This is a genomic window from Ornithinimicrobium pulveris, assembly GCF_050261105.1.
Taxonomy (GTDB): domain Bacteria; phylum Actinomycetota; class Actinomycetes; order Actinomycetales; family Dermatophilaceae; genus Ornithinicoccus.
Genome location: NZ_CP189837.1, coordinates 1334212 through 1358173 on the forward strand (window position 1 = coordinate 1334212; position 23962 = coordinate 1358173).

20 protein-coding genes are annotated in these 23962 nt (G+C 70.3%); 12 read left to right on the forward strand and 8 right to left on the reverse strand.

The window, feature by feature from the left end; all coding sequences use genetic code 11:
* Positions 1 to 52: 52 nt before the first annotated feature.
* Positions 53 to 1510 carry an alanine/glycine:cation symporter family protein gene (locus tag ACQBAT_RS06110; RefSeq protein ID WP_420746036.1) on the reverse strand — a complete coding sequence of 486 codons (1458 nt, stop codon included), beginning with the start codon at positions 1508 to 1510 and terminating at the stop codon, positions 53 to 55.
* A 148-nt stretch (positions 1511 to 1658) separates the two neighbouring features.
* Here ACQBAT_RS06110 and ACQBAT_RS06115 point away from each other — a divergent pair, with 148 nt between their 5' ends.
* Together ACQBAT_RS06115 and ACQBAT_RS06120 are read left to right on the forward strand one after the other, a co-directional pair.
* Positions 1659 to 2471 carry a L,D-transpeptidase family protein gene (locus ACQBAT_RS06115; protein WP_420746035.1) on the forward strand — a complete coding sequence of 271 codons (813 nt, stop codon included), beginning with the start codon at positions 1659 to 1661 and terminating at the stop codon, positions 2469 to 2471.
* A 74-nt stretch (positions 2472 to 2545) separates the two neighbouring features.
* Positions 2546 to 3232: a TIGR02206 family membrane protein gene (locus ACQBAT_RS06120; RefSeq protein ID WP_420746034.1), complete on the forward strand. Its 687-nt coding sequence runs from the start codon at positions 2546 to 2548 to the stop codon at positions 3230 to 3232.
* 23 nt (positions 3233 to 3255) lie between these two features.
* Here the strand turns inward: ACQBAT_RS06120 and ACQBAT_RS06125 are convergent, their stop codons facing one another.
* Positions 3256 to 4440 (reverse strand): acyl-CoA dehydrogenase family protein, encoded by a 1185-nt coding sequence (locus ACQBAT_RS06125; protein WP_420746033.1) that lies wholly within the window; start codon positions 4438 to 4440, stop codon positions 3256 to 3258.
* Between the two features lie 184 nt (positions 4441 to 4624).
* On the opposite strand from ACQBAT_RS06125, the gene ACQBAT_RS06130 reads away from it, so the two are divergent.
* A complete protein-coding gene (locus ACQBAT_RS06130) occupies positions 4625 to 7048 on the forward strand; it encodes a xanthine dehydrogenase family protein molybdopterin-binding subunit (protein WP_420746032.1) in 2424 nt (807 codons plus the stop codon).
* Between the two features lie 68 nt (positions 7049 to 7116).
* Complete coding sequence (locus tag ACQBAT_RS06135) at positions 7117 to 7866, forward strand: hypothetical protein (protein WP_420746031.1); 750 nt, start codon at positions 7117 to 7119, stop codon at positions 7864 to 7866.
* A gap of 91 nt (positions 7867 to 7957) precedes the next feature.
* Here ACQBAT_RS06135 and ACQBAT_RS06140 read toward each other — a convergent pair whose 3' ends face one another.
* On the reverse strand, positions 7958 to 9094 hold the full coding sequence (locus ACQBAT_RS06140; protein WP_420746030.1) for an amidohydrolase: 1137 nt from the start codon (positions 9092 to 9094) through the stop codon (positions 7958 to 7960).
* Between the two features lie 10 nt (positions 9095 to 9104).
* Entirely contained in the window at positions 9105 to 9707 is a 603-nt protein-coding gene (locus tag ACQBAT_RS06145) for a GNAT family N-acetyltransferase (protein WP_420746029.1), read from the reverse strand.
* A gap of 73 nt (positions 9708 to 9780) precedes the next feature.
* Here ACQBAT_RS06145 and amaB point away from each other — a divergent pair, with 73 nt between their 5' ends.
* Positions 9781 to 11316, forward strand: a complete 1536-nt coding sequence (amaB, locus tag ACQBAT_RS06150) for an L-piperidine-6-carboxylate dehydrogenase (RefSeq protein WP_420746028.1) — start codon at positions 9781 to 9783, stop codon at positions 11314 to 11316.
* A 71-nt stretch (positions 11317 to 11387) separates the two neighbouring features.
* Here the strand turns inward: amaB and ACQBAT_RS06155 are convergent, their stop codons facing one another.
* Positions 11388 to 12302 carry a glycosyltransferase family 2 protein gene (locus tag ACQBAT_RS06155; RefSeq protein WP_420746027.1) on the reverse strand — a complete coding sequence of 305 codons (915 nt, stop codon included), beginning with the start codon at positions 12300 to 12302 and terminating at the stop codon, positions 11388 to 11390.
* Positions 12303 to 12353: 51 nt separating this feature from the next.
* On the opposite strand from ACQBAT_RS06155, the gene ACQBAT_RS06160 reads away from it, so the two are divergent.
* The 3 genes from ACQBAT_RS06160 (at position 12354) to ACQBAT_RS06170 (ending at position 15919) form a co-directional block, all read left to right on the forward strand.
* Positions 12354 to 12512 carry a hypothetical protein gene (locus ACQBAT_RS06160; protein ID WP_420746026.1) on the forward strand — a complete coding sequence of 53 codons (159 nt, stop codon included), beginning with the start codon at positions 12354 to 12356 and terminating at the stop codon, positions 12510 to 12512.
* A 113-nt stretch (positions 12513 to 12625) separates the two neighbouring features.
* Positions 12626 to 14467, forward strand: coding sequence for an NAD-dependent malic enzyme (locus tag ACQBAT_RS06165; RefSeq protein WP_420746025.1), 1842 nt, complete (start codon positions 12626 to 12628; stop codon positions 14465 to 14467).
* 234 nt (positions 14468 to 14701) lie between these two features.
* Entirely contained in the window at positions 14702 to 15919 is a 1218-nt protein-coding gene (locus tag ACQBAT_RS06170) for an amidohydrolase family protein (RefSeq protein WP_420746024.1), read from the forward strand.
* 463 nt (positions 15920 to 16382) lie between these two features.
* Here ACQBAT_RS06170 and ACQBAT_RS06175 read toward each other — a convergent pair whose 3' ends face one another.
* Complete coding sequence (locus ACQBAT_RS06175; protein WP_420746023.1) at positions 16383 to 17573, reverse strand: hypothetical protein; 1191 nt, start codon at positions 17571 to 17573, stop codon at positions 16383 to 16385.
* Between the two features lie 132 nt (positions 17574 to 17705).
* Here ACQBAT_RS06175 and ACQBAT_RS06180 point away from each other — a divergent pair, with 132 nt between their 5' ends.
* A complete protein-coding gene (locus ACQBAT_RS06180) occupies positions 17706 to 18989 on the forward strand; it encodes an MFS transporter (protein WP_420746022.1) in 1284 nt (427 codons plus the stop codon).
* Positions 18990 to 19192: 203 nt separating this feature from the next.
* On the opposite strand, the gene ACQBAT_RS06185 is transcribed toward ACQBAT_RS06180, so the two are convergent.
* Entirely contained in the window at positions 19193 to 20128 is a 936-nt protein-coding gene (locus ACQBAT_RS06185) for an aldo/keto reductase (protein ID WP_420746021.1), read from the reverse strand.
* Positions 20129 to 20244: 116 nt separating this feature from the next.
* Between ACQBAT_RS06185 and ACQBAT_RS06190 the strand changes: the two genes are divergently transcribed.
* The gene (locus ACQBAT_RS06190) at positions 20245 to 21507 is read left to right on the forward strand and encodes a saccharopine dehydrogenase family protein (RefSeq protein WP_420746020.1); all 1263 of its coding nucleotides are present in this window, start codon (positions 20245 to 20247) and stop codon (positions 21505 to 21507) included.
* On the opposite strand, the gene ACQBAT_RS06195 is transcribed toward ACQBAT_RS06190, so the two are convergent.
* On the reverse strand, positions 21489 to 21872 hold the full coding sequence (locus ACQBAT_RS06195) for a hypothetical protein (RefSeq protein ID WP_420746019.1): 384 nt from the start codon (positions 21870 to 21872) through the stop codon (positions 21489 to 21491). The two genes, ACQBAT_RS06190 and ACQBAT_RS06195, sit on opposite strands and share 19 nt — an antisense overlap.
* Positions 21873 to 21937: 65 nt before the next feature.
* On the opposite strand from ACQBAT_RS06195, the gene ACQBAT_RS06200 reads away from it, so the two are divergent.
* Together ACQBAT_RS06200 and ACQBAT_RS06205 are read left to right on the forward strand one after the other, a co-directional pair.
* Positions 21938 to 22663 carry a TIGR02206 family membrane protein gene (locus ACQBAT_RS06200; RefSeq protein WP_420746018.1) on the forward strand — a complete coding sequence of 242 codons (726 nt, stop codon included), beginning with the start codon at positions 21938 to 21940 and terminating at the stop codon, positions 22661 to 22663.
* Complete coding sequence (locus ACQBAT_RS06205) at positions 22660 to 23925, forward strand: TIGR00725 family protein (RefSeq protein ID WP_420746017.1); 1266 nt, start codon at positions 22660 to 22662, stop codon at positions 23923 to 23925. The genes ACQBAT_RS06200 and ACQBAT_RS06205 overlap by 4 nt, the downstream gene beginning before the upstream one ends.
* Positions 23926 to 23962: the final 37 nt, after the last annotated feature.

Here is a 23962-nt window from a genome sequence, read left to right on the forward strand (position 1 = left end):
GCCGGTCAGAGGTGATGCCGACCGTGTGGCAGACCCGGAGGTGGGCGGTGACTCAGGCCTTCGGCGCGTCCCCGGCCGGCGTGGTGAAGGTAGCGATGTCGTCGTCGCCCCAGACCGAGACACCCTTGGCCTGCGGCAGGCGGTCGCGGTGGAAGACGGGGTCCTTGCCGGACACCCGCTGCTCGCCGTAGTCCTTGAGCAGCGCGATCGCCAGGCCGCCGAGCGGCAGGATTGCGATCAGGTTGATGGTGGCCATCAGGCCCATCACCAGGTCGGCGAGGTTCCAGATGAGCGCGACCGAGCCGAGCGCACCACCCAGGACGCAGAGCATGACCAGCACCCGGAAGGCGTGCAGCATGCCGCGGTTGCCGGTGAGGAAGCGGATGTTGGCCTCGCCGTAGTAGGTGTTGCCCAGCACCGAGGACCACGCCAGGAAGAAGATGATCACCGACAGGAAGGGCCCGGCCCAGGAGCCGACCTGGCTCTGCAGGGCGTTCTGAGTCAGCGCAATGCCCTCGGGGTCAGTGAGTCCGTACTGCGGGTTGCTCAGCAGGATGATGAAGGCGGTGGCCGAGCAGACGATCAGGGTGTCGAAGTAGACACCCAGCGACTGGACCAGCCCCTGCTTCACCGGGTGCGAGACCGAGGCGGTCGCCGCCGCGTTGGGGACCGACCCCATACCGGCCTCGTTGGAGAACAGGCCACGGCGCATGCCGTGCATGAGGGCCGCGCCGAGGGCAGCACCGGCGATCTCGCGGAAGCCGAGCGCGTGACCCACGATGGTGGCGATCATCCCCGGGACCTGATCGATGTTGATTGCGACCACGAAGAGAGCGACGGCCACATAGACGATCGCCATCAACGGGACGATGATCTCGGTGACGGCAGAGAGCCGGCGAACGCCGCCGAAGATCACCACCCCGGTGATCGCGGCGACGGCCAGGCCCACGATCCAGGCAGCCGTGCGGTCATCGCCACCCACATTGGCCTGGACCGAGTGCGAGATCGAGTTGGCCTGGACGGCGTTGAAGACGAAGCCGTAGGTGAAGGTGATGATGACCGCGAAGGTGGCCGCCAGCCAGGGCAGCCGCAGCCCGTCCCGGATGTAGTAGGCCGGGCCACCGACATAGCTGTCGCCGCCACGGACCTTGTAGAGCTGAGCCAGGGTGGACTCCACGAAGGCGGTGGCGCCACCGATCACGGCCAGCATCCACATCCAGAAGACGGCACCCGGCCCGCCGAGACCGATCGCCACCGCGACACCGGCCACATTGCCGGTCCCGACCCGGCTGGCCGCGGAGATGGTGAAGGCGCGGAAGGCCGAGATGCTGTCGTCGCTGCTGGAGCCCACCGGCTTCTCGGTGATGGCCCGCATCATCTCCGGCAGCATCCGGATCTGCACCAGGACGGTGCGCAGGCTGAACCACAGGCCCGCCCCGACGAGGAGCGCGATCACCGCATACCAATAGACGTCGTTGACCTGGGCAATCCCCGCCGCGAGTTGATCCATGGCGCTCAAACTAGAGCACCGCGGTCGGATTGGTCACGAATCGGCATCGTGTGCGCGTGGCGCGCAACAGAAGTGAGGTGCTGCGGCGTCTACTGGGTGTTCTGGTCGGCGCGGGTCGACCGAGGTCCTCACCGAGGGGTGGTTGGCGATGCGACTGCAGCGTTATGACGTGCCGGTGCCGATGCGTGAGCTGGTGCTGCACCGGCGCACGATGATCCGGGGCGGGCTCGGTCTGGTGATGGGGGCGATGGTCGGGGGGCTGCAGGACTCCTACGACACCTACGCGCTGCCCGAGCCAGAGCCGGTGCCCGAGCCGGTCCAGGCCGCCCCGGAGCCCGAGCCGGAGCCCGTGCCGCCCCCGCCGCGCACCGAGTGGCGTCGAGGCGACTCTGGCGACGATGTCCGTGTCCTCCAGGAGCAGCTCGCCGCGAACGGGTATTGGTGCGGCACCGCCGACGGCGGCTTCGGCCACCTCACCGAGCAGGCTGTCTACGCGGTGCAGAAGGCGCACGGTCTCTCTCGCGACGGCATCTGCGGGCCGCTGACCACGGGGGCGCTCGCCACCGGCTACCGCCCGGCCGCTGCCGCCGGTGGCGACCACATCGAGGTGCACCTGGGCAGCCAGTTGCTGCTGGTCGTCCGCGGTGGCGGCACGTCGATGGTCCTCAACACCTCGACCGGCAACGGCGAGCCCTACACCTTCCGCGGCAACGACCACGTCGCGGTCACCCCGGCCGGCGACTTCGCGATTTGGTACACCGACGGCTCCGGCTGGCGCGACGGTGAGCTCGGCAAGCTCTACCGCCCGATGTTCTACGACGGCGACTACGCCATCCACGGTTCGGAGTCGATCCCGCCCTGGCCGGCTTCGCACGGCTGCGCCCGGGTCTCGACCGCCTTCATGGACCTGGTCTGGAGCCAGGGCCTGCTGGGCATGGGCGGTCGCGTCCTCGTCGTCTGAGCAGCTGCTAGGGCGACTGCACCCCGACAGGAGAGGACCCGCGCGACCCGGGCACACGACGTACCCTCTGGGGTGTGGTCCTGTCCTGGCATCATCCGCCCCCGCTCCTGGAGATCGGTGGGCGGGACCATGCTGCCTATCTGGCGCTCTACCTGACGCTGCTCGTGCTTCTGCTTACCCGCAAGGAGCTCATCAAGCGGCGCAAGGAGCTGGTGCGGCGCTTGGCGATCGTGGTGGTCGTGGTGCAGCAGGTGGCGATGTACTCCTACCACCTCACCCACCGTGAGGGCCTTGAGCAGGGGTTGCCGCTGCATGTGTGCCGGGTGACCTCGCTGGTCGGGCTGGTCTGGCTGCTCACCGGCGCGGACTGGGCGATGCAGCTCGTCTTCCACTTCGGCGTCTTCGCCTACGGCAGCCTGGCGTATCCGTGGGGGAATGCGCCGGTCACGCATGCGATGGGCTGGAGTTTCGCGGTCAACCATGTGGTGACGCTGCTGCTGCCGGTGCTCGCCGCGGTCACCGAGGAGTGGTGGCCGACACGGGAGGGCCTGGTCACCTCGATCGTCGCCTTCCTCGGCTATCTCGCGGTCACCGACCGGGTGAACCAGGCGACCGGCGCCAACTACTTCTACCTGCGCGAACGGCCCTTCCTGCAGGGGCTGGGGCGGCGTGGGTCGATCGTCGTCGGCGCCGTGGGTGGGTGCGCGGTGATGGCCGGTGGGTATGCCGTATCCCGCCTCCTCGCGCGCGCCCGGGGTTGAGCCGGTCGGCTCGGGCGAGTGCCTCAGCGATACGCCGCCTGGCCGGTGAGCGCCTGGCCGATCACCAGGGTGTGCATCTCCTCGGTGCCCTCATAGGTCAGCACCGACTCCAGGTTGTTGGCGTGCCGCATGATCGGGAACTCTCCGGAGATCCCGTTGGCGCCCAGGATCGTGCGCGCGTTCCGACAGATCGCGATCGCCTTGGAGACGTTGTTGAGCTTGCCGACGCTGACCTGCTCCGGCCGCAGTCCGACGGTGTCCTTGAGTCGGCCCAGGTGCAGCGCCAGCAGGGTGCCGTTGGCCAGCTCGCCGTGCATCTGGGCGAGCTTGGCCTGGGTCAGCTGGAAGCCACCGATGGGGCGGCCGAACTGCTCGCGCTCGATCGAGTAGCGCACCGCCGTCTCGAAGGCCGATCGTGCCGCGCCCATCGCGCCCCACACGATCCCGTAGCGCGCCTCGGACAGGCAGGACAACGGCCCCTTCAGCCCGCGCACGTCCGGCAGCACCGCGTCAGCTGGTAGCCGCACCCCCTCGAGCACGAGTTCACTGGTCACCGAGGCGCGCAGCGACATCTTGTGGCGCAGCTCCGGCGCCGAGAAACCAGGGGTGTCGGTCGGGACCACAAAACCCCGGATCGTCGTGCCTTTCTCCTCGTCATCGGCCTGCGCCCACACCACCGCGACATCGCTGATCGACCCGTTGGTGATCCACAACTTGCTCCCGTCGAGCACCCAGTCCTCCCCATCGCGCCTGGCGCGGGTGCGCATCGAGGCCGGGTCTGAGCCGTGGTCGGGCTCGGTCAGCCCGAAGCAGCCGATCGCCTCCCCGGTTGCCATCCGCGGCAGCCACTCCTGCTTCTGTTCCTCGGATCCGAACCGCCAGATCGCATACATGGCCAGCGAACCCTGCACCGACACCAGCGAGCGTATCCCGGAGTCGGCCGCCTCCAGCTCCAGGCAGGCCAGCCCGTACTCCACCGCGGACATCCCCGCGCACCCGTAGCCTTCGAGGTGCATGCCGAGCAGCCCCAACTCACCGAAGCGCAGGGCGAGCTCCCGGGCCTGGGGAAGGCGACCTTCCTCATACCAGCCCGCGACGTGGGGCAGGACCTCCTCGGCGAGCAGGGCGCGCACGCTGTCGCGCACCGCGAGCTCCTCGGCGGACAGCAGCGAGTCGAGATCGAGCAGATCGGTGCGGGGCTGGCTCATGGGGACCATCATGCCGACCGGCACCGACACACGTGCGCCGGGCGGGTGAGGGGGGTCCCAGGGCGGGTGGGTTGCGGCATACGGGGCAGGTGGTCCCGCGACGCGCCCGGACGAGTGGTCACGGGTGTGACTCGGAGGCGGCGCAGAAGGCGGGGTGTCGGTGCGTCTTGGCAGGATGACCCGTATGACGCTTCCTGGCTCGTCCACCGACTCCCCGTCGTCCTCGCAGCCGCCCGTGCGCGCCGGCTCGATCCTGGGCACCGAGGTGCGGCGGGTCGAGGACCCCGACCTGCTGCGCGGGCGGGGGAGGTTCGTGGACAACCTGGATCAGGACGACCCGAACGTGCTGCACGCGGTCTTCGTGCGCAGCCCGATCGCCCACGCCGAGCTCGGCGGGATCGACGTGAGCGCCGCTGCCCAGGAGCCGGGCGTGGTCGCGGTGCTGACCGCGGAGGACCTGGGGAGCGGGCCGGTGCCGCTGTTCAGCCAGCTCGATGACGACGTGCCCCGCACGGCGCTGGCGGTCGACCGGGTGCGCTATGTCGGTGACCCGGTGGCGCTGGTGGTCGCGCGCACCCGCCGGGAGGCGGTGGACGCGGCCGAGCTGGTAGACGTGGACTACCGCGAGCTGGAACCGGTCGTCGACATGGAGGCTGCGCTGGAGGAGGGTGCCGAGGTGCAGTTCGAGGTGCTCGGCTCCAATGTGGTGATCGGGGTCACCAATGGCGACGAGGTCCCCGACCCGCTGGAGGGGGCGGCGACGGTCGCCCGGCTGCGGATGGAGAACAACCGCGTCGCCTCCAGCCCGATCGAGGGGCACGTGATCCTGGTCCGGCCCGAGGTGGCTGGGGGAGAGCTCACGGGGATGGACGTGCTGATGGGCACCCAGCACCCCCATCTCGCCCGCACCCTGATCGCCACCTTGGTGGCCCTGCCTCGGGACGCCGTCCGAGTGCGTGCGCCGCACGTGGGTGGCGCGTTCGGCGGCAAGGCTGGGATCAACCCCGAGCACTCCGCGATCATTCTGGCCGCGCGCCACCTCGGCCGACCGGTGCGCTGGGTCGAGACGCGCAGCGAGTCGATGCTCTCGATGAGCAGCCGGGGACAGGTGCAGTACGTCGAGATCGGCCTGGACGACGAGGGCCGGATCAGCGGGATGCGTTGTCGGGTGGTCGGCGACTGCGGCGCCTATGCCGGCTTCGGCGGGAGTTTCTCCTCCGGCTCGACGCGCACCATGTCCGAGGGCAGTTATGTCATCCCCCAGGTCCGGTATGACGCGGTGTCGGTGCTCACCAACACCGCACCGACGGGGGCCTTCCGTGGGGCGGGACGGCCCGAGGCCGCGGCGATGATCGAGCGGGCGGTCGACCACGCGGCTCGGGTGGCGGGGCTAGCGCCGGAGGCGTTTCGGCGGCGCAACTACATCGCGCCGGGGGACTTTCCGCACGAGACCACCTTCGGTGCCCGGTACGACACGGGGGAGTATGCCGTCGCCCTGGACGCCGCGCTCGCTTCGGCCGGCGTGGAGGAACTGCGGGCCGAGCAGGAGCGGCGTCGGAAGAGCGGGGCAGCCTGGCAGCTGGGGATCGGGATCGCCAGCTATGTCGAGGTGACGGGCTTCGGCGGCAAGGAGTATGCGGGCATCCGGGTCGCGGAGGACGGCCGCGTGAGCGTGCTGTCCGGGACGTCTGCGCACGGGCAGGGGCACGCGACGGCCTACGCGATGCTGGTCTCGGACCAGATCGGGGCGCCGGTCGAGCAGATCGACGTGGTCCAGTCCGACACCACGGTGGTGCGCTCCGGGGGCGGCACCGGTGGGGCACGTTCGATGCAGCTGGGTGGGAGCGCGGTGCATCTCGCGGCGGTGGAGCTGCGAGAGAAGGCGATCGAGGTCGCGGCGGAGCTGCTCGAGGTGGCGACCGAGGATGTCGAGGTGGTCGATGGTCGCTACGGCGTGCGCGGGGTGCCGGGAGAGGCGGCCAGCGTGAGCTGGGAGGACGTCGCGGCCAAGGCGCATGAGGACCTGACCGTGGACCACGACTTCGCCCAGGACGGCTCGACTTTCCCGTTCGGCACGCACGTCTCGGTGGTGGAGGTCGACGTGGAGACCGGCCGGGTGAGGCTGCTGCGGCACGTGCAGGTCGATGACTGCGGGACTATCATCAACCCGCTGCTGGTGCGTGGCCAGCAGCACGGCGGGGCGGTGCAGGGGATCGGGCAGGCCCTCTTCGAGGAGTTCGTCTACGACGAGGCCGGGCAGCCGATCACCTCGACCTTCGCCGACTACACGATGCCGACCGCGGCCGACCTGGTGCAGCTGGAGGCGACGACGACCCAGACGCCCACAGATCGGAACCCGTTGGGCGCCAAGGGGATCGGGGAGTCCGCGACCGTCGGCTCGACGCCGGCGGTGCAGAACGCCGTCGTCGACGCGCTCGCCCACCTCGGGGTGCGACACGTCCACATCCCGTGCACGCCGGAGCGGGTCTGGACCGCGATCAAGGAGGCCGCCGCCTCCGAGGGTGGCGTGCAGGATCCCTGGCGCGAGCCGCCGGCCTACTTCCACACCCTGCAGGCGACCGAGGCCGTCGACGACGTCGAGGTCTGATGGGCGACAAACAGAGCTATGACCTGCTGCGGTGGGTGGACTCGGCTGGCCTCCCAGCTCCGGAGGACGTGCTGCGCTCGCTCTACGGGGAAATTTCTCCGGTCGAAGGGGAGCTGTCCCTTGGGCGGCTCCTCGACGGGTCGTCGGACGACTACCTGGTTCTGAGCGGCCGCACGTCGAAACATGCCTGGATCGCGGACCGCTACCAGTTGCCGCTTCGCCCTCGGCAGGATCCGTGGCGCGTTCTGCGTGCGTCGGCGCCAGAGCTGCACCGGGTGTCCTGGGCCGAGGTCATCGACGGGTCGATCTGGGAGCGCTGGCGGGCGGGCAAGCGAGTTCGTGAGGTCGTTCTCGGTTTCGTCGACCGCCCGGTCGTGCGAGGGAAGCTGCAGCGCTTCGAGGAGGGACTGTGGGATGGAACGGCTCCGGACCCCGATCCCGAGCCCCGTCTGGAGCCGGTGCCGCCCGAGGAGGCCTACGACATCGATGCTCTGATCGCCGCCGAGCCGCCGGGCAGCCTTCATGTCGACGCCGAGGGGCACCGTCTCCTCTATATCACCGCGTTCCCGCGCGATCCGGACGACAGGTACGCCCCCGACCTTCCGTACGACCGACGCTACGGCTCAGGTTTCACCAGCGACGGTGAGGTCTTCATCGACCTCGACCGCATCAATGTCCGGCCCGTCTGGGACGAGGTTGAGGACCGCTGGATTGACCAGAAGGCCCTAGTCGCGGCCGCTGTGGAGGAGTGGTTCGGCCTCGCAGGAGCGCCGGAGTCGTGGGATTGGGCTGGGCAGGCATGGATCGTGCATCACTGACCTGCGTCCCGCGCGTTCGGTGGGCCGGATTCGCTGCGTCCCGCCCGTCCGGTCGAAATCGTGCCGACCGGACGTGCGCTGTGCTCCCTATTCAGCCCACCGGACGCGCGGCGGCGAGCTGGATCGCTCGGGCGAGGATGCGCGCCCCGGTCGGCAGCACGGACGTGTCGTACGTCGCCTTCGGGTGGTGCAGGCCGGGGTCCACCTGCGCCGGGACCGCCAGCATCGCCGACCGCAAATCGGGCTGCCGGTAGGCATAGAAGTGGAAGTCGTCGCCGCCGGGCGTCACCACCTCCGGTGCTACCGCGTCCGCTCCAGCCACCTCGGTCACCGCCTCGGCCAGCAACGCCGACGCCTCCGGGTGCACCTCGGCCGCGGGGGTGAGGTCGCGCCAGGTCGAGGTGACGGACACGGCATACAGGGACCCGATCTGTTCGATCGCCTCGGTGGCGCGCTCCTGCAGCGCGTGCAGGATCTCGTTGCGCTGCGCGCGCACGTCGAGGGCGACCTCGGCGCTGCCGGGGATCACATTGAGGCTCTTGCCGCCGGCACGGATGCGGCTGATCTTGATCGAGTAGGACTCGTCGGGCGCGAACCGGATCGTGGGGAGAACTTGGTGCAGCGCGACGAGCGGGTCGATCGCGTTGCGGCCCTGGTGGGGGCGGGCGCCGTGGGCGTCCTCGCCGGTGATCGTGACGACGCCGGTGAGCGAGGCGCCGCTGTGGAGAGCGGGCGCGAACTGCCCCATCGGCAACTCGTCCTTGGGTCGCAGGTGCATCCCGAACAGGTGCGTCATCCCCTCGGTCGCGCCGGCGTCGATCAGCGCCAGCGCCCCCGTCCCGGTCTCCTCGGCCGGCTGGAGCAGGAAGCGCACCCCGGTCCCCTCGGGCAGCTCCTCGGCGGCGAGCAGCTGGGCGGCGCCGAGCAGCATCGCCGTGTGGGCGCTGTGGCCGCAGGAGTGGACGGCGTACCCGTCCTCGTCGCCCATCCAGATCGCGTCCAGGTCGGCGCGCAGCCCGATCCACCGGGGTCCGGAGCCGAGCTCGGCGATGGCGCCGGTCGAGTCGGGCAACCGCCGAGCCCGTATGCCGTGTGCCTCCAGCTGGTCGATCAGGTAGTCCTGGGTCGCGTGCTCCGCCCAGGCCGGCTCGGGGTGGGCGTCGAGCCAGGCGTGCCAGGTGAGGACGGCGTCATCGAAGGCGGGGTCGGTGCGGTCGGGAGCGCTCACCGTCGCGAACCTAGCAGCGTGGGGTGCTGTGGTGCTGGCTGGCCGGTAGCGGCTCGGTCGTCGGCCACGGGTCGGTGGTCAGGCGTGCGTAGGTCAGCACATCGATGCGCTCGCCGTCGATGAGGAACTTCCCGCGCTCGCGGCCCTCCTGGACAAAACCCGCAGCCCTGGCCACGGCGCCGGACTCGGGGTTGTTGACCCGGTGGCCGAGCTCGAGGCGGTCCAGTTTCCCCGCAACCGGCGTCTCCGGTGACGACATCTCCTGTCCCCGGTCGGGGTGCAGGAGGTCGTTGCACACGGTCGTGACCGCACGCGCCATCAACCCGCGCCCACGGTGGTCGGCGTGCAGCCAGTAGAAGACCCAGCCGCTCCGGTTGGCCTGGTCGACCGTCACCGCCACGAGCCCGACGAGCAGCCCATCCAGGTCGATGGCCACCGAGACGCGGGTGAGCTCACACAGCCAGGCGACGTACTGCTCGGCGCTCGCCAGATCGGTGACGTCGCCCTGGCGGTCCATGTCCGGCGCGGACTCGAAGGCGGCCAGCACGCCCGGCGCATCGTCGCGTCGCACCGCCCGGATCCCGTATGCCGCAGCCTCACCTCGGTCACTCACGGCACCCACCGTAGGCCCCACGTAGGGTGACGGGAGGACTCGCCCAGCCACACCGCATACCCAAGGAGCCCACGTGAGCACCACCCTGCCGAGCGCCGACGACCTGCGGACCCGGGCGGAGGAGGCGGCGCGGGCGTGCGGTGTCGACCTGGCCGCGCACGCCGGGGAGCACGCCGGGCGCTCGCCCATCACCGGGACGGTCGTCTCCCAGCTGGCCTGGGTGGAGGCCGCCGACGTGGAGGCCGCGGTCGAGCGCGCCCACGACGCCTTCCAGGTATGGCGCAGCACCCCCTCCCCGGTGCGTGGCGGGCTCGTGGCGGCCTGGTCGCGCCTGCTCACCGAGCACAAGACCGATCTCGCCGCGCTCGTCAGCATCGAGGCCGGGAAGGTGACCTCCGAGGCGCTGGGAGAGGTGCAGGAGATGATCGACATCTGCGAGTTTGCGGTGGGGCTTTCGCGTCAGCTGTACGGCAAGACGATGCCGTCCGAGCGCCCCGGGCACCGGCTCACCGAGACCTGGCACCCTCTGGGCGTGGTCGGCGTCATCTCGGCCTTCAACTTCCCGGTGGCGGTGTGGTCGTGGAACACCGCGATCGCGTTGGTCTGCGGTGACCCGGTGGTGTGGAAGCCGTCGGAGAAGACGCCGCTGTGCGCGCTCGCCGCCCACGCGCTGCTGCAGCGGGCGATCGAGGACTCCGAGCATGCTGAGCTCGCGCTGTCGCAGGTCGTGCTGGGTGGTCCCGAGGTCGGGGAGGCGCTGGTCGCCTCACCGGATGTTGCGCTGCTGTCGGCGACGGGTTCGACGCGGATGGGGCGGACTGTGGGGCCGGTGGTGGCGGAGCGCTTCGGCCGCAGCTTGCTCGAGCTCGGTGGCAACAACGCCGCGATCGTGGCGCCCAGCGCCGACCTGGACCTCGCCACCCGGGGGATCGTCTTCTCCGCGGCGGGCACGGCCGGGCAGCGCTGCACGACGCTGCGCCGCGTGATCGCCCACGCGGATGTGGTCGGTGAGGTGGCGGACCGGGTGGTTGCGGCATACGGGAAGCTGTCGGTGGGTGACCCGCTGGCGGAGGGGACGCTGGTGGGGCCGTTGCTGGACGAGAACTCGTTTGAGGCCTTCCGGGCCGCGCTCGAGGCGGCGGTCGAGGCCGGCGGTGAAGTGCTCGCCGGTGGGGAGCGGGAGCTGGCCGAGGCCGCCGATGGGGCGTACTACGTCCGACCCGCGCTGGTGCGGATGCCCGAGCAGAGCGACGTGGTGCACACCGAGACGTTCGCGCCGATCCTGTACCTGCTCACCTACCGCGACCTGGACGAGGCGATCGCGCTGAACAACGCTGTGCCGCAAGGACTCTCGTCCAGCATTTTCACCCAGGACCAGGCCGAAGCGGAGATCTTCTGCGGGCCGGCGGGCTCGGACTGCGGGATCGTCAACGTCAACATCGGGACCAGCGGCGCGGAGATCGGCGGCGCGTTCGGTGGCGAGAAGGAGACCGGTGGCGGGCGCGAGTCCGGCTCGGACGCGTGGAAGGCGTACATGCGCCGGACCACGACCACCGTGAACTACTCCGGCGAGCTGCCCCTCGCGCAGGGCGTCACCTTCGACATCTGACCCGACCGGGGACGCGTTTTGTCCCGACCGGGGACACGACTTGTCGCGACCGGGACGCGCTTTACCCCCCGTTAGTTGCTCCGCCAGATGAGATCGAACTCCTCGCGGGCGACGCGCCGGGCGTCGATCTCCCTGCCCGCGAGCTGGCGACCGGTGTTGGCGACCAGGTTGCCCGCCGTGGCCGCCGACAGCGCGAGGCGCAGCGGGACCGCCGTCCCGTGCTTCTTGGCATAGCGCACCCGAGACTCGACGAGCCACCGCCGCCGACGCAGCGGATCGGAGGAGCCGCCGCCGGCGTGCACGAGCCGCACCGACCCGAGGACGACCGAGGGGAGACCGCGCGGGCGCAGCCGCCGCTGCAGGTCGACCTCCTCGGCGTTCATGAAGAAGCGCTCGTCGAAGCCGCCCACCGCGTGGAACTCCTCGGTCGGCAGCAGCAGGCAGGCTCCGACCACCCAGTGCACCACCATGTCGCGCCCCTCTTGGGGGTAGGTGTCATGGCCGACGGCTTCGTGCAGGAGCGGGCGGTGTCGGAAGCGAGCGAGCGGCGTGAGCCACTCGACCGCCTGGTGAGCGGCGGTCGGGAAATGCCGCCCGACCCACTGGTAGCGCCCGTCCTCCCCGACCACCCAGGGCGAGGCCACGGCTGGCATCCACGGGGCGGCCGCGCTGAGCAGGTCGCGCAGGAAGGTCGGCTCGACCTTGACGTCGCTGTTGAGGATGAGCAGGAGAGGGGCCTCGGCGTGGGCGGCTCCGGTGTTGACGGCAGAGCCGAAGCCGCCGTTAGCGGTTCGCCGCAGGACCCGTATGCCGTGGAGCCCCTCGTCTGCCACGTCGGGGAAGGGCTCGGGGCTGGCGTCGTCGACGACGATGAGCTGGGTGCTGGGGGAGTCCTCCTGGGCGAGGAGGGCACGCAGCGTGGCCAGGGTGGGTTCGGGGTCGCCGTAGTGCGGCAGGACCACCGTGAGCTCGGGAGCGTCAGGCACGGGATCACGATATCGGGGTGGTCTGTCGGTGGTCGGGTCTAGTCTCACGTCATGAGTCGAAGCAAGGACCGTTCGTCCGATCCCTCGCCCTTCGCCTGGATCCTGGGTGGTGCCCTCGCGCTGGTCGGGTTGGGTGCCGTCGTGCGCTCGGCGGTGCGGGACCGCCGGGGTGGCGAGGTGGCTGGCGGAGGAAAGGGGGAGACCCCGTAGAGGGGAGTGACACGACATACAGGGAGGGGGTTGCTCGCTCCGCCAACGCTGAGACTCTCCATTGAGCGGAAAAGTTATTCCATCATGCGGGAGTGATGCGGTAGGGTTCGGTCATGCCGCGCCAATACCAGTTCCGCACCCAGGATGGTGTCGAGTCCGTCCAGATCGCTGTCCGGGGCCGTCAGGTCCTGGCCCGGCCGATGCTCAACTTCGGACCGGCCTACACCCCCGAGCAGCGTCGTGCTCTCGGGCTGGTGGGACTGCTCCCGCCGGCGGTCAACACACTCAACGAGCAGCTCAAGCGTGCCTACCGGCAGTTCAGCAGCCAGCCGGATGCGCTCAGCAAGTACGTCTTCCTCAACCAGTTGCAGGACCTCAACGAGATCCTGTTCTACCGGTTGGTCGCGGAGAACCTCGACGAGATGCTGCCGATCATCTACACGCCCACGGTGGGTCAGGCGATCCAGGAGTTCAGCAACACCTTCGACCGGCCGCGCGGGATCTACCTGTCGATCGATGACCCGGACGGCATCGATGACGCGCTCGGCTCGCACGGCCAGGGTGAGGACGATGTCGACCTCATTGTGGTGACCGACTCCGAGGGCATCCTGGGGATCGGCGACCAGGGCGTGGGTGGCATCCGGATCGCGATCGGCAAGCTCGCGGTGTACACGACGGCGGCCGGGATCCACCCGCTGCGGGCGGTGCCGGTGGTGCTCGACGTGGGCACCGACAACCTGGAGCTGCTCAACGACCCGGGCTACCTGGGTGTGCGGCACGCCCGCGTGCGCGGCGAGCGCTACGACGCCTTCGTCGCGCGCTTCGTGGCCAAGGTCAAGGAGCACTACCCCAACGCGATGCTGCACTGGGAGGACTTCGGCGCCGACAATGCGCACCGGATCCTGGAGACCTATCGCGAGGAGCACGTCTCGTTCAACGACGACATCCAGGGCACTGCGGCGGTCGTTGCTGCGGCCGCGCTGGCGGCGGTGCGGGCCAAGGGCGAGAAACTCTCCGAGCAGCGGATCGTGGTCTACGGCGCGGGCACGGCCGGCATCGGGATCGCCGACCTCATGCGCGACATCATGGTCTCCGAGGGGTTGTCCCGCGAGCAGGCCGAGCGTCGATTCTGGGGTCTGGGCAGCCGTGGATTGCTGCGGTCGGACGCACCGATGCGTGCTTTCCAGCAGCGCTACGCCCGCCCCGCCGAGGAGCTGGCCGGGTGGACGTCCTCCGGTCGCTACGACCTCGCCGAGGTGGTGGCCAACGTGCAGCCGACCATCCTCATCGGCACCTCGGCCCAGGCCGGGTCCTTCACCGAGGCGATCGTGCGCGACATGGCCTCGCACTGCGCTCGGCCGATCATCATGCCGCTGTCGAACCCGACTCCCAAGGCCGAGGCGGTGCCGGCGGACCTGATCGACTGGACCGAGGGTCGGGCGCTGATCGCGACCGGTTCGCCCTTCGCGCCGCTGGAGTACGGCGGCGTCAGCTATGAGTTCGCTCAGGCCAACAACGCACTGGTCTTCCCCGGTATCGGTCTTGGCACGGTTGCGGTGCGCGCCACCCAGGTCACCGACGGCATGATCACCGCCGCGGCGCAGGCCGTGGCGGAGATGACCTCGGCTCGTCGCCCCGGCTCGCCGGTGCTGCCCTCGATGCGTCAGCTGCGGGCGGTATCGGCCGCGGTCGCGGTGCGGGTCGCCCAGGCGGCTGAGGCTGAGGGCGTCGCCACCCGCACCCTCGCCAACCCGATCCAGGACATCTACGACCTGATGTGGCAGCCGGTCTACCCGCGCGTCGAGGTCGTCGACCGGATCGAGCAGGCGTCCTCCCGGCCGCAGGACCAGACTGCTTCGCAGGGTGAGGTCGCGGACGCTCCCGGCGGCAGTGACAAGCGCGAGGGGCAGGAGGCCAAGGACGGCTCTGGTCGTTCCCGCGCACGCAAGGCCTGATCGGCCTGGTGCGCTGAGGCGCCGGTGGGAGAGCTGAACGGCGGTTCAGACCTGATCCCTGGCCGGCTGGGTGTGCTGAGGCGGACTTTCGAACGGGCACAACGCCATGTATGCCGTCGCCCACCTGCTGTTTCCCTCTCACCTTCTCCGTTGTGCATGTGTGAAGGACTGAGTGTGCTGGCTGTGGGCCGCCCACAGCCACCCGGCGACGGTGATGACGCATACGGTGGGGCCATGACGAGTCTTCTGCTGACCGGTGGCACCGTGCTCGACGGCACAGGGTCGGCGCCCGCGACCGCCGATGTCTATGTCGTGGACGGTCGGGTCGAGGAGGTCGGGGCGAGCCTGGGCCATGACGCGGACGAGGTCGTGGACTGCACGGGCACGACTGTGCTGCCCGGCCTCTTCGACTGCCACGTGCACTTCATGTTTGAGCAGCCCGACCTGATGCGGATCCTGCAGACGCCCTTCTCGCTGCCCTTCTTCCAGGCCACGCACCGCCTGCGGGCCACCCTGCAGACCGGGATCACCTGGGTGCGTGAGGCTGGCGGTTCGGACCTCGGCCTGGCCGAAGCCGTCCGCCGCGGCATCACCCGGGGCCCTCGCATGCAGATCGCCATCAACATGCTCAGCCAGACCGGGGGACACGGCGATGACTGGCATGTCTGCGGCGCCGAGCTGGGTCTGATCGCCGCTCACCCGGGGGTCCCGTCAAGTGTCGTCGACGGACCGGAGGAGATGCGCAAGAAGGTCCGGGAGCTCATTCGCGCCGGTGCCGATGTCATCAAGGTCGCGACCAGCGGCGGTGTGATGTCGCCGCTGAGCAACCCCCTCCACGGGCACTTCCGCGATGACGAGGTGGCTGCCCTGGTCACCGAGGCCCGCGCCGCCGGCCTGCACGTGATGGCCCACGCCCAGGCCACCGACGGCATCAAGACCGCGGTGCGTGGCGGCATACGGTCGATCGAGCACGGGATCTACCTGGACGACGAGGCGATCGACCTCATGCTCGAGCACGGCACCTGGCTGGTCCCCACGCTCTCAGCGCCGCGGGCCGTCCTGGAGTTCGCCGCGGCGGGCGCCTCGATCTCGGACCGCGTCCTCGCCAAGGCGAAGATGGTCTCCGAGATCCACGACGACTCCTTCCGCCGCGCCGTCGAGGCGGGCGTCAAGGTCGCGATGGGCACTGACGCTGGCGTCGGTGTCCACGGCACCAACCTTGAGGAAGTACGCCTGATGGCCGAGCTCGGGATGACCGCGCAGCAGGCCTGGGAGGCGACCACGAGCTCGGCCGCCGAGCTGCTCGGCGTCGAGGGTGATCACGGCACCCTCGAGCCCGGCAAGATCGCCGATGTCGTTGTCATCGACGGCCAGTTCGACGACCTCGTCGACCTCCGCGAGCGGGTCCGCTCGGTCCATCTCGCCGGCGAGCAGGTCTACACTCGCCCCTGACTCCCACCGGACGCGCGTGGTGCACCGGAAATTGCCCACCGGACGTCCGCTGTGCTGGGGATCGTGGCGACCGGACGCGGGCGAAGCTGGCGCGGGCAGGCGCGTGGTGGGGTTGGGTCGCTATGGCAACCCAACCCCACCGCGCAGATCCACAGTCATCGAGACATGGGACCGGACCAGGATCGGCAGACTTTCGAACGTGCACAACGCCCGTATGCCGACGCTCACCTGCGGCTTTGCCCGGCACCTGCACCTTGTGCACGTTTGAAATCGCGACTGGGTGGCGCCAGCGGCGAGCTTCCGCACGTCCGGTGGGCCGGATCGGCGGCACAGCGCGCGTTCGGTGGGGATAGCCGGTGGCACACCGCGCGTCCGATGGCCCGGATGGGCGACATGCCGCGCGTTCGGTGGGCGATTCCGGCAGCATGCCGCGCGTCCGGTGGGGGATGGCGGGCGGGGAGGGTCAGGGGGCGTCGGGGGCCACCAGGATCGGCAGGTGGGCCTCGAACTTGTCCGACAGCGTCGAGATGCTCACCTTGTGGCCCTGCTTCTGGGCCTTGATCGCGAGGTCGGCACCCCAGGTGGCCGCGGCGAGTCGCTGGTTGGGCGTGCCGTGGTGTCCGGGGGAGTCGAACTGGCAGTCACCCACGTTGTAGAAGGAGGCCTGCACCTTCAGGATCGTGTCCTTGCGCAGGTTGAGGCCGGTCCGGTGGGCAGCGGAGTAGGAGGCGAAGGCGTCCGCCATCAGCTCCACCCGACGGGTGGCTTCGGGCTCCGGCAGGTCCGCCTCGATCAGGCCAGCCTCGAACTGCACGTGGTGGGCGAACTCGTGGGCGAGGATCGCCTCGGACCCCGCCGTGCCCAGCCCCATCCAGTTCACCGCATCGATGATGCCCTCGCCCATGACGATCTTGTCCGGCACTCCCTCGAAGAGCGGCTCGTTGATCTCCTCGGCCGAGAAGGCGAAGGCGTTCAGCGTGAAGATCGGGTTCTCGCCACCCTCCAACTCGGGCTCGCTCGCGATCATCTCGGTGATGAGGTCGGCGATCTCTGCGCTGTCGGCCGCGTCGGTCCCGTAGAACACCGAGATGATCCGGGTCAGCCGGTCCCGGTCCGCCAGCATCTCGCCGTGCATCCCGATCAGCTGGATGTCAGCGGAGGGAATCGTCCAGAACTTCTTCAGCTTGCTGAACGCCTTGTTCAGGGCCTTGGCGTCGCCGGGCAGCGCATAGTCCGGATCGCCCTGCGTGCCATAGAGCAGGGCGTCGTAGGTCGGCATCTCCAACGCGCCAAGGATGGCGAGAAGGAAGAAGGTCCACTCATCGACGCCGGTGAGGATCTCGTCCACATAGGCGTCCAACGCCGTGGCACCGCACACGTAGTCATCCGGATTGATCGCCCGGTTCACCGCCTCGAGCACGGGCTGCTCGGCAGGCGCGGCCTCGCGGGCAGCCTGCACCTTCGCCCGCCATCCCGGCACCTGAGCATCGAGCTCGGCAAGCACAGCCTGCGCCCTCGGGTCGTCGGTCGTCATCGTGATGACGTCGTAGGTGTAGGGCTCCTGAGGGTCACTCTCGGCCGCACCGGCGGGCGCAGACAGCCCCACCCCGGCAACCATCCCAAGACCGCACAGGACTGACGCGAACTTCTTCATGTGTACTCCCCTTGGACCACGTGGGGGAGGCCCCATGCCAACCCTGACCAGCACATCGTGCATCATCGACGGCCTGCGTGGGGGAAAATCGATCACGTCGATCTGTTCGTGTCGCCACCCAGAGGAGAGCGCGTGCCCCACCTGCCCAGGTTTGGCCGCAGCGCGCGCCTCATGGTGGGTGCCAGCGCGCTCACCACTCTCGGCGCGATCGCGCCTTTCCTGGTCGGCTCCCAGGCAGTGCTCCTGATGCGCGACCTCGGCTTCGGCGCAGGTCAGCTCGGCCTCGTGGTCAGCACCTTCTTCGCCGTCGCGGCCCTGGTCACCATCCTCGGCGGCCCGCTCATCGAGCGCTTCGGGGACTCCCGTGGACACCTCCTCGGCGGCCTCCTCGTCGCCGCCGGCTCCTTCGGCGTCGCCCTCCTCGTCCAGGAGGTCATCGGCCTGGTCGCCGCGCTCGCCCTCCTCGGCGCCGGCAACGCGATCTGCCAGGGCACCTCCAACCGCACCGTCGCGACCCTGCTGCCCGCCCATCGCCGGGGCCTGGGCTTCGGACTCAAGCAGAGCGCCGTCCCCGCCGCGATCATGCTCGGCGGCCTCGCCGTCCCGACCACGACCGCCTACCTCGGCTGGCGCGCCACCTTCGCGATCGTCGGCAGCATCGGTCTGCTCGTCGCGCTGACCGCTCTCGCCCGACTCCTCCTCAACGGCGGATCACGCCCCGAGCCCGCGCCGCGGCGAGGTGGCAAGAAGGGGGAGAAGCGGCATACGGGACTGGACAAGGCGCCCTGGGGACCGCTCCTGCTGTGCGGCGCCGCGATCACGGCGGCGAGCGCGGCGGCCAACTTCCTGGGCGCCTATCTGGCGAGCTGGGCGCACGAGGTCGGCCTCACCGTCGGGCAGGCTGGGGTGCTGATGGCCGCGGGCTCCGGCACCTCGATCCTGGTGCGCATCGCGAGCGGTTTCCAGGCCGACCGCCGCTACGGCGCGAACCTGCCGGTCGTCGCCACGATGATGCTCGTCGGTGGCGTGAGCGTGGCGCTGCTCGGCGCGCTGCCGACGCCGTGGGCGGTGGTCGTGCTGGGCTTCGTGGCGTTCGCGGTGGGCTGGTCGTGGCCCGGATTGATGTTGTATGCCGTCGCTCGCCTCGGCCGCGACGCCCCCACGAGCGCGTCCTCGGTCGTGCAGGCCGGGGCGTTCGTGGGTGGGGCGCTCGGGCCGCTCGCCTTCGGGCTCGTGGTCTCGCTGGTGAGTTTCCAGGGTGCCTGGTGGGTGGCCGCGGTGGCCTTCACGCTGGCCGGGGTGCTCACCCTCCTGGCGCGCCGTGGCTTCCGCAAGGACCTGGAGCGGCGGCCTCCGATGGAGCCGTTCGGCTATGGCGGCGGGCGGCGCGAGCCGCGGTTCACCACCGGAGGCTGACGCTCGAGGGCTGAGCGAGCGTAGGTGCCGCTGATGTGCAGATCCGGCTGTGCAAGATCTGCGCCCAGGTAGCCGACCCGCAACACCAGATCTGCACAGTGCAAGACACGCCGGGTGGGAGGCGGTGGGCGGGTACTGGCCGGAGGTGAGCGATGGCGAGTCCCGCTCGGGGCCCAAGCAACCCCGCACACCCTCGTCAGGCCTCAGAACCCCTGGGACGCGTCGTCCAGCTCGGCGAGGTCGTGCTCGGTCAGCTTCAGCGCGGGCGCGGCCATCAGCGGGGGCAGCTGGGAGGCGCGTGACACCGACGCGATCGGTGCCGTCACGTCGCGCGCCAGCAGCCAGGAGAGCGCCACCGTCGCCGGCTCGACGCCGTGCCGTTCTCCGACCTTGACCTGGGCATCGACGACCTGCAGACCACCGGCGTCGGCATACCGCTTGGCCGCCGACCCCCGTGCCGCGCCCTCGAAGTCCGCCTCCGAGCGGTACTTCCCGGTCAGGAAGCCCGAGGCCAGCGCCGGATAGCAGAAGACCGCCATCCCGAACTCCTCCGCGAGAGGGGCGTAGTCGCGCTCATACGCCTCCCGGGAGACGAGCGAGTAGCGCGGCTGCAGCGCCGCCGGCATGGTCAGCCCCTCCTGGCGAGCGAACTCGCACCACGCGCGCAGCCGCTCGGGGGAGTAGTTGGACAGTCCGATCGCCCGCGCCCGACCGTCCTCGACGAGACCGTGGAAGGTCCGCACCTGGTCCTCGACCGCGACCGACTCGTCGTCGAAGTGCGCGTAGTACAGGTCCACGACGTCGGTCCCGAGGCGCTCCAGCGACTCATCCAGCGCAGCGTCGACGGTCGCCTGGGCCAGCCCGTCGCGGCTGGGCTTCTTGCCCACCTTGGTCGCGATCAGCACGTCCTCGCGGCTGCGTCCGGCCAGCCACCGCCCGATGATCGCCTCGGACTCACCGCCCTCGTGCCCGTCCACCCACGCGCTGTAGGAGTCGGCGGTGTCCACCAAGGTGCCGCCCGCCGCGACGAAGGCGTCGAGCACCTCGTGGCTGGCTTTCTCATCCGCGGTCCACCCGAAGGGGTTGCCTCCGAGGTTGAGCGGGAAGATCTCGATCGAGCTGCCGGGGAGGGTGGTCACGATGCTCCTGTATGCCGTGTGGTCAGGTCAGCCTTCGACGTTACCTCTCGCCTCGGTCGCCTTCCTGGCGGGGAGCCGGGCCGACCGCGTCGACCTGCGTGTTGCATGCTGGACCGATGGCCCGCACCCTTGACCTCATCCTGTTCGGCGCCACCGGCTTCGTCGGTCGCCTCACCGCCGAGCACCTGGCCACCACCGCGCCCGAGGGACTGCGGATCGGCCTCGCGGGCCGCTCCAGGGAGCGCCTTGAGCAGGTGCGGGCTGATCTGGGCCCCCGCGCCGCCGACTGGCAGCTCATCGAGGCGGACTCCACCGACCCCGTCAGCCTCCGTGCCCTCGCCGAGGCGACCGGTGTGGTGGTGAGCACCGTCGGGCCCTACCTGCGCTACGGCATACCTCTGGTGCAGGCCTGCGTCGAGGCGGGCACCGACTACGCCGACCTCACCGGGGAGGTCCTCTTCGTCCGCGAGATCGCCGAGCGCTTCCACGACCGCGCCCGCGAGACCGGCGCCCGGATCGTGGTCTCCTGCGGCTTCGACTCCGTGCCCTCCGACCTCGCCGTCCACCTGCTGCGCCGCGCCGCCGACGCGGACGACGCGGGTGGCCTCGCCGACACCACCCTGCGCGTCCGCACCCTCAAGGGCGGTCTGAGCGGCGGCACCATCGACTCGATGCGGCTGCAGCTGCGCACCGTCCAGGACGACCCGGCCCGTCGCCGCCTCGCGGGCGACCCGTTCGCCCTCACCGGCGGCGCGCGCGGCGCTTCCGGCCAGCGCGATGTCTGGACGCCCTTCGTCGACGCGCAGACGGGGGAGTGGAACGCGCCCTTCCTGATGGCGACCTACAACACCCGCCTCGTCCGCCGCTCGCAGGCGCTGCGTGAGCAGGGGTACGGCGAGCGCTTCCGCTATCGCGAGGTCACCCCCACCGGGCGCGGCGCACGTGGACAGCTCCGCGCGCTCGGCCTCACCGCCGGTCTCGGCGCGCTCGCCGCAGCCCTCGTGACCCCCGGCGTCAGCTCGCTGGCCGAGCGCCTGCTGCCCGCTCCCGGCGAGGGACCCTCGGCACAGGCGCGGGCAGCCGGCCGGTTCCGGGTCGAGACCACGACCACCACCGACGACGGACGCCAGTATGTCGCCACCGTCGCCGCCCACGGCGATCCCGGGTATGCCGCAACCTCAGTCATGCTCGGCCAGTCGGCTCTCGCGCTGGTGGAGTCGCGCGGGAAGGAGCGCGACGACATACGGGACGGGGGCGTGCTGACCCCCGCGGTGGCGATCGGTGATCTGCTGACCGACCGCCTGCGCGACCAGGGCTTCACGCTCGAGGCGCGCGAACAGAGCTCAGCACAGCCCAAGCCTCACGGCTCCGGGGCGTAGACGTCCTCCTCCGGCGCGATGGCGTCCGGGTCGTCCCCGCCCAGCATCTCCGCGCTCTCGGCGGCCTCCTCGGTGCCGGGCACGACGTCCTCGGTCACGCCCTCCTCGCGCAGCTGCGCCGGCGTCTCGGGGGCGCCGTACGCCGTCCCCAGCTCCGGCTCCTCCTGCGCGATCCGCTCATCGATCGTCTCGCCATCGCCCGCCGAGTCCTCCTGGCCCTCGTCGAAGAGCGGCTGGCTCTCCGGCGGCGACCACGGCACGTCGTCGGTCGCGTCCGGCTCGTCGAGGTTGACCGCCGCGTCCTCCGCCTGCTCGCGGGTGTAGTCGAAGTCGCCGAAACCGTCGTCCCTGGTGTTCTCGCTCATAGGCCCAGCCTGTCCCCACCGCGGCGGTCCGGCAACTGCACCCACCACCGCCTAGCCTGTCGAGGGTGGACACCTTCCTCGACCCGCACCCGGAGTGGATCTCGGTGGGCGGGCCGGACCACCTCAGCTACGTCGGCGGGGTGGTGCTCCTCGCCGTGCTGCTGCTGACCAATCGCGATCGGGTGCGGCGGCACGCGCGGACGATCCGCCGGGTCGCGCTGGGCTTCGTGATCATCCAGCAGTGCACGATGTACGGCTTCTACGCCGCCACCGGCTGGCGCTGGGACGATTCGCTGCCGATGCACATCTCCCGGATCTCGGTGCTGCTCGCTCTGGTTTATCTGGCGACCGGGAGCCGGCGGGTGATGGATGTGCTGTTCTTCTTCGGGACCTGGGCCTACACGAGTTTCGCCTACCCGCAGAACATTCAGCCCGTGGACAACATCCTGGGCTGGAGCTTCTTCGTCAACCACGCCGTCGTGCTGCTCATACCCGCCTTCGCGTGGATCACGACCGACTGGCGGCCGAGCCTCGCGGGGCTGCGGCGGGCGATCGTCTGGTTCTTCATCTATGCGCTCGCCGCGGTGGTCACGAACGCGCTGACCGGCGGAAACTACTTCTATCAACGGGACAAGCCGCTGCTGCCGATGGTGGACCAGCCGTGGTTCTTCCTGCTGTCCCTGCTCGCCGGCCTGGCGCTCTTCGGTCTGGGGTATGCCGTGTCCCGCCTCATCCCTGACCGCCCGACTTCGCACCGCTCCACCCCCGACCGGGGACGTGATCTGTCGTGACCGGGGCCACGGATCGTCATGGCCGGGGGGCCGGCCACAGTCACCGCCTGCGCCATCCTGCCCGCTATGTCGGCGTGGTCGGGCCGTCGAACGCCACCCCGGAGGAGGTCGCGCTCGCAGTCGAGGTCGGGCGGCTGCTCGCGTGCGAGGGACTTGTCGTCGTCACCGGGGGCCTGGGTGGCGTGATGGCCGGGGCGGCCCGGGGGTGCGCCGAGGAGGGCGGGACGAGCATCGGGCTGCTGCCCGGCGAGGATCGCGATGCCGCGAACCCGCATCTGACTCTCACCGTCCCCACGGGGATGGGGGAGATGCGCAACGCTCTGCTCGTCCGCAGCTGCGACGTGCTCATCGGGGTCGGGAACAGCTGGGGCACGCTCAGCGAGATCGCGCTGGCGCTGCGGACCGGGGTTCCGGTGCTGAGCTTCCGCGATGCGAGCCTCTTTGCTGAGTTGGAGGAGCGGGACGGCGGACGGCCGCTCATGGTCGAGAACGCGCACCAGGCCGTCGGGCTCTCGGTCGAACTGCTCGGTCTGGCCTCGCGCGAGGACGCGGTCGACCCGACGGGCGGCGCCTACGTCCTCGGGGTCGACCGGGCTCGCCGCAGCTGGGTCGGAGCCTTGCTGCCGCGTTCCGGCGTCGGCGCGATGCAGATCGTCTCCGCACCGGACATCGACACGCTCATCCACCGGGCGGGTGCGCACGCCGAGCTCGAGCTGGTCGGGGTGGACATCCCGATAGGCCTGCCCGACTTGGGGCCTCGGCAGGCCGATCGGTTGGCCCGGGCTCGGCTGGGTCCCCGACGCAGCTCGGTCTTCGCCACCCCGATCCGGGATGCGGTCCAGGCCACGACGTACAAGGAAGCCCGCACCGTGAGTACGTCCTTGTCGGGCAGGTCGGTCTCCGCGCAGGCGTACTACCTGCGCGAGGCGATCCTCGACGTCGACGCTTATGTTCGCCGCAGTGAACCGACGCTCCAGGTCCTCGAGGTGCATCCCGAGTTGTCGTTCGCGGTGATGGCCGGGGCGCCGCTGGAGCACTCCAAGAAGACCGCCGAAGGCGCTCGCACCCGCGCAGGGCTCCTGGTCGGGCAGGGGATCGAGTTGCCCGCCGACCTCGACCTGAACCGCACGGGCGCCGACGACATCCTCGACGCGGCAGCCGTCGCCTGGAGCGTCTCCCGCATCGCTCGTGGCGTTGCCGAGCGCCTGCCGCGCGAGCCTGAGCGCTTCAGCGACGGCCTCGACGCCGCGATCTGGGTCTGATCCGTCCAGCGGGGCGGACTTTCAGACGTGCACAACG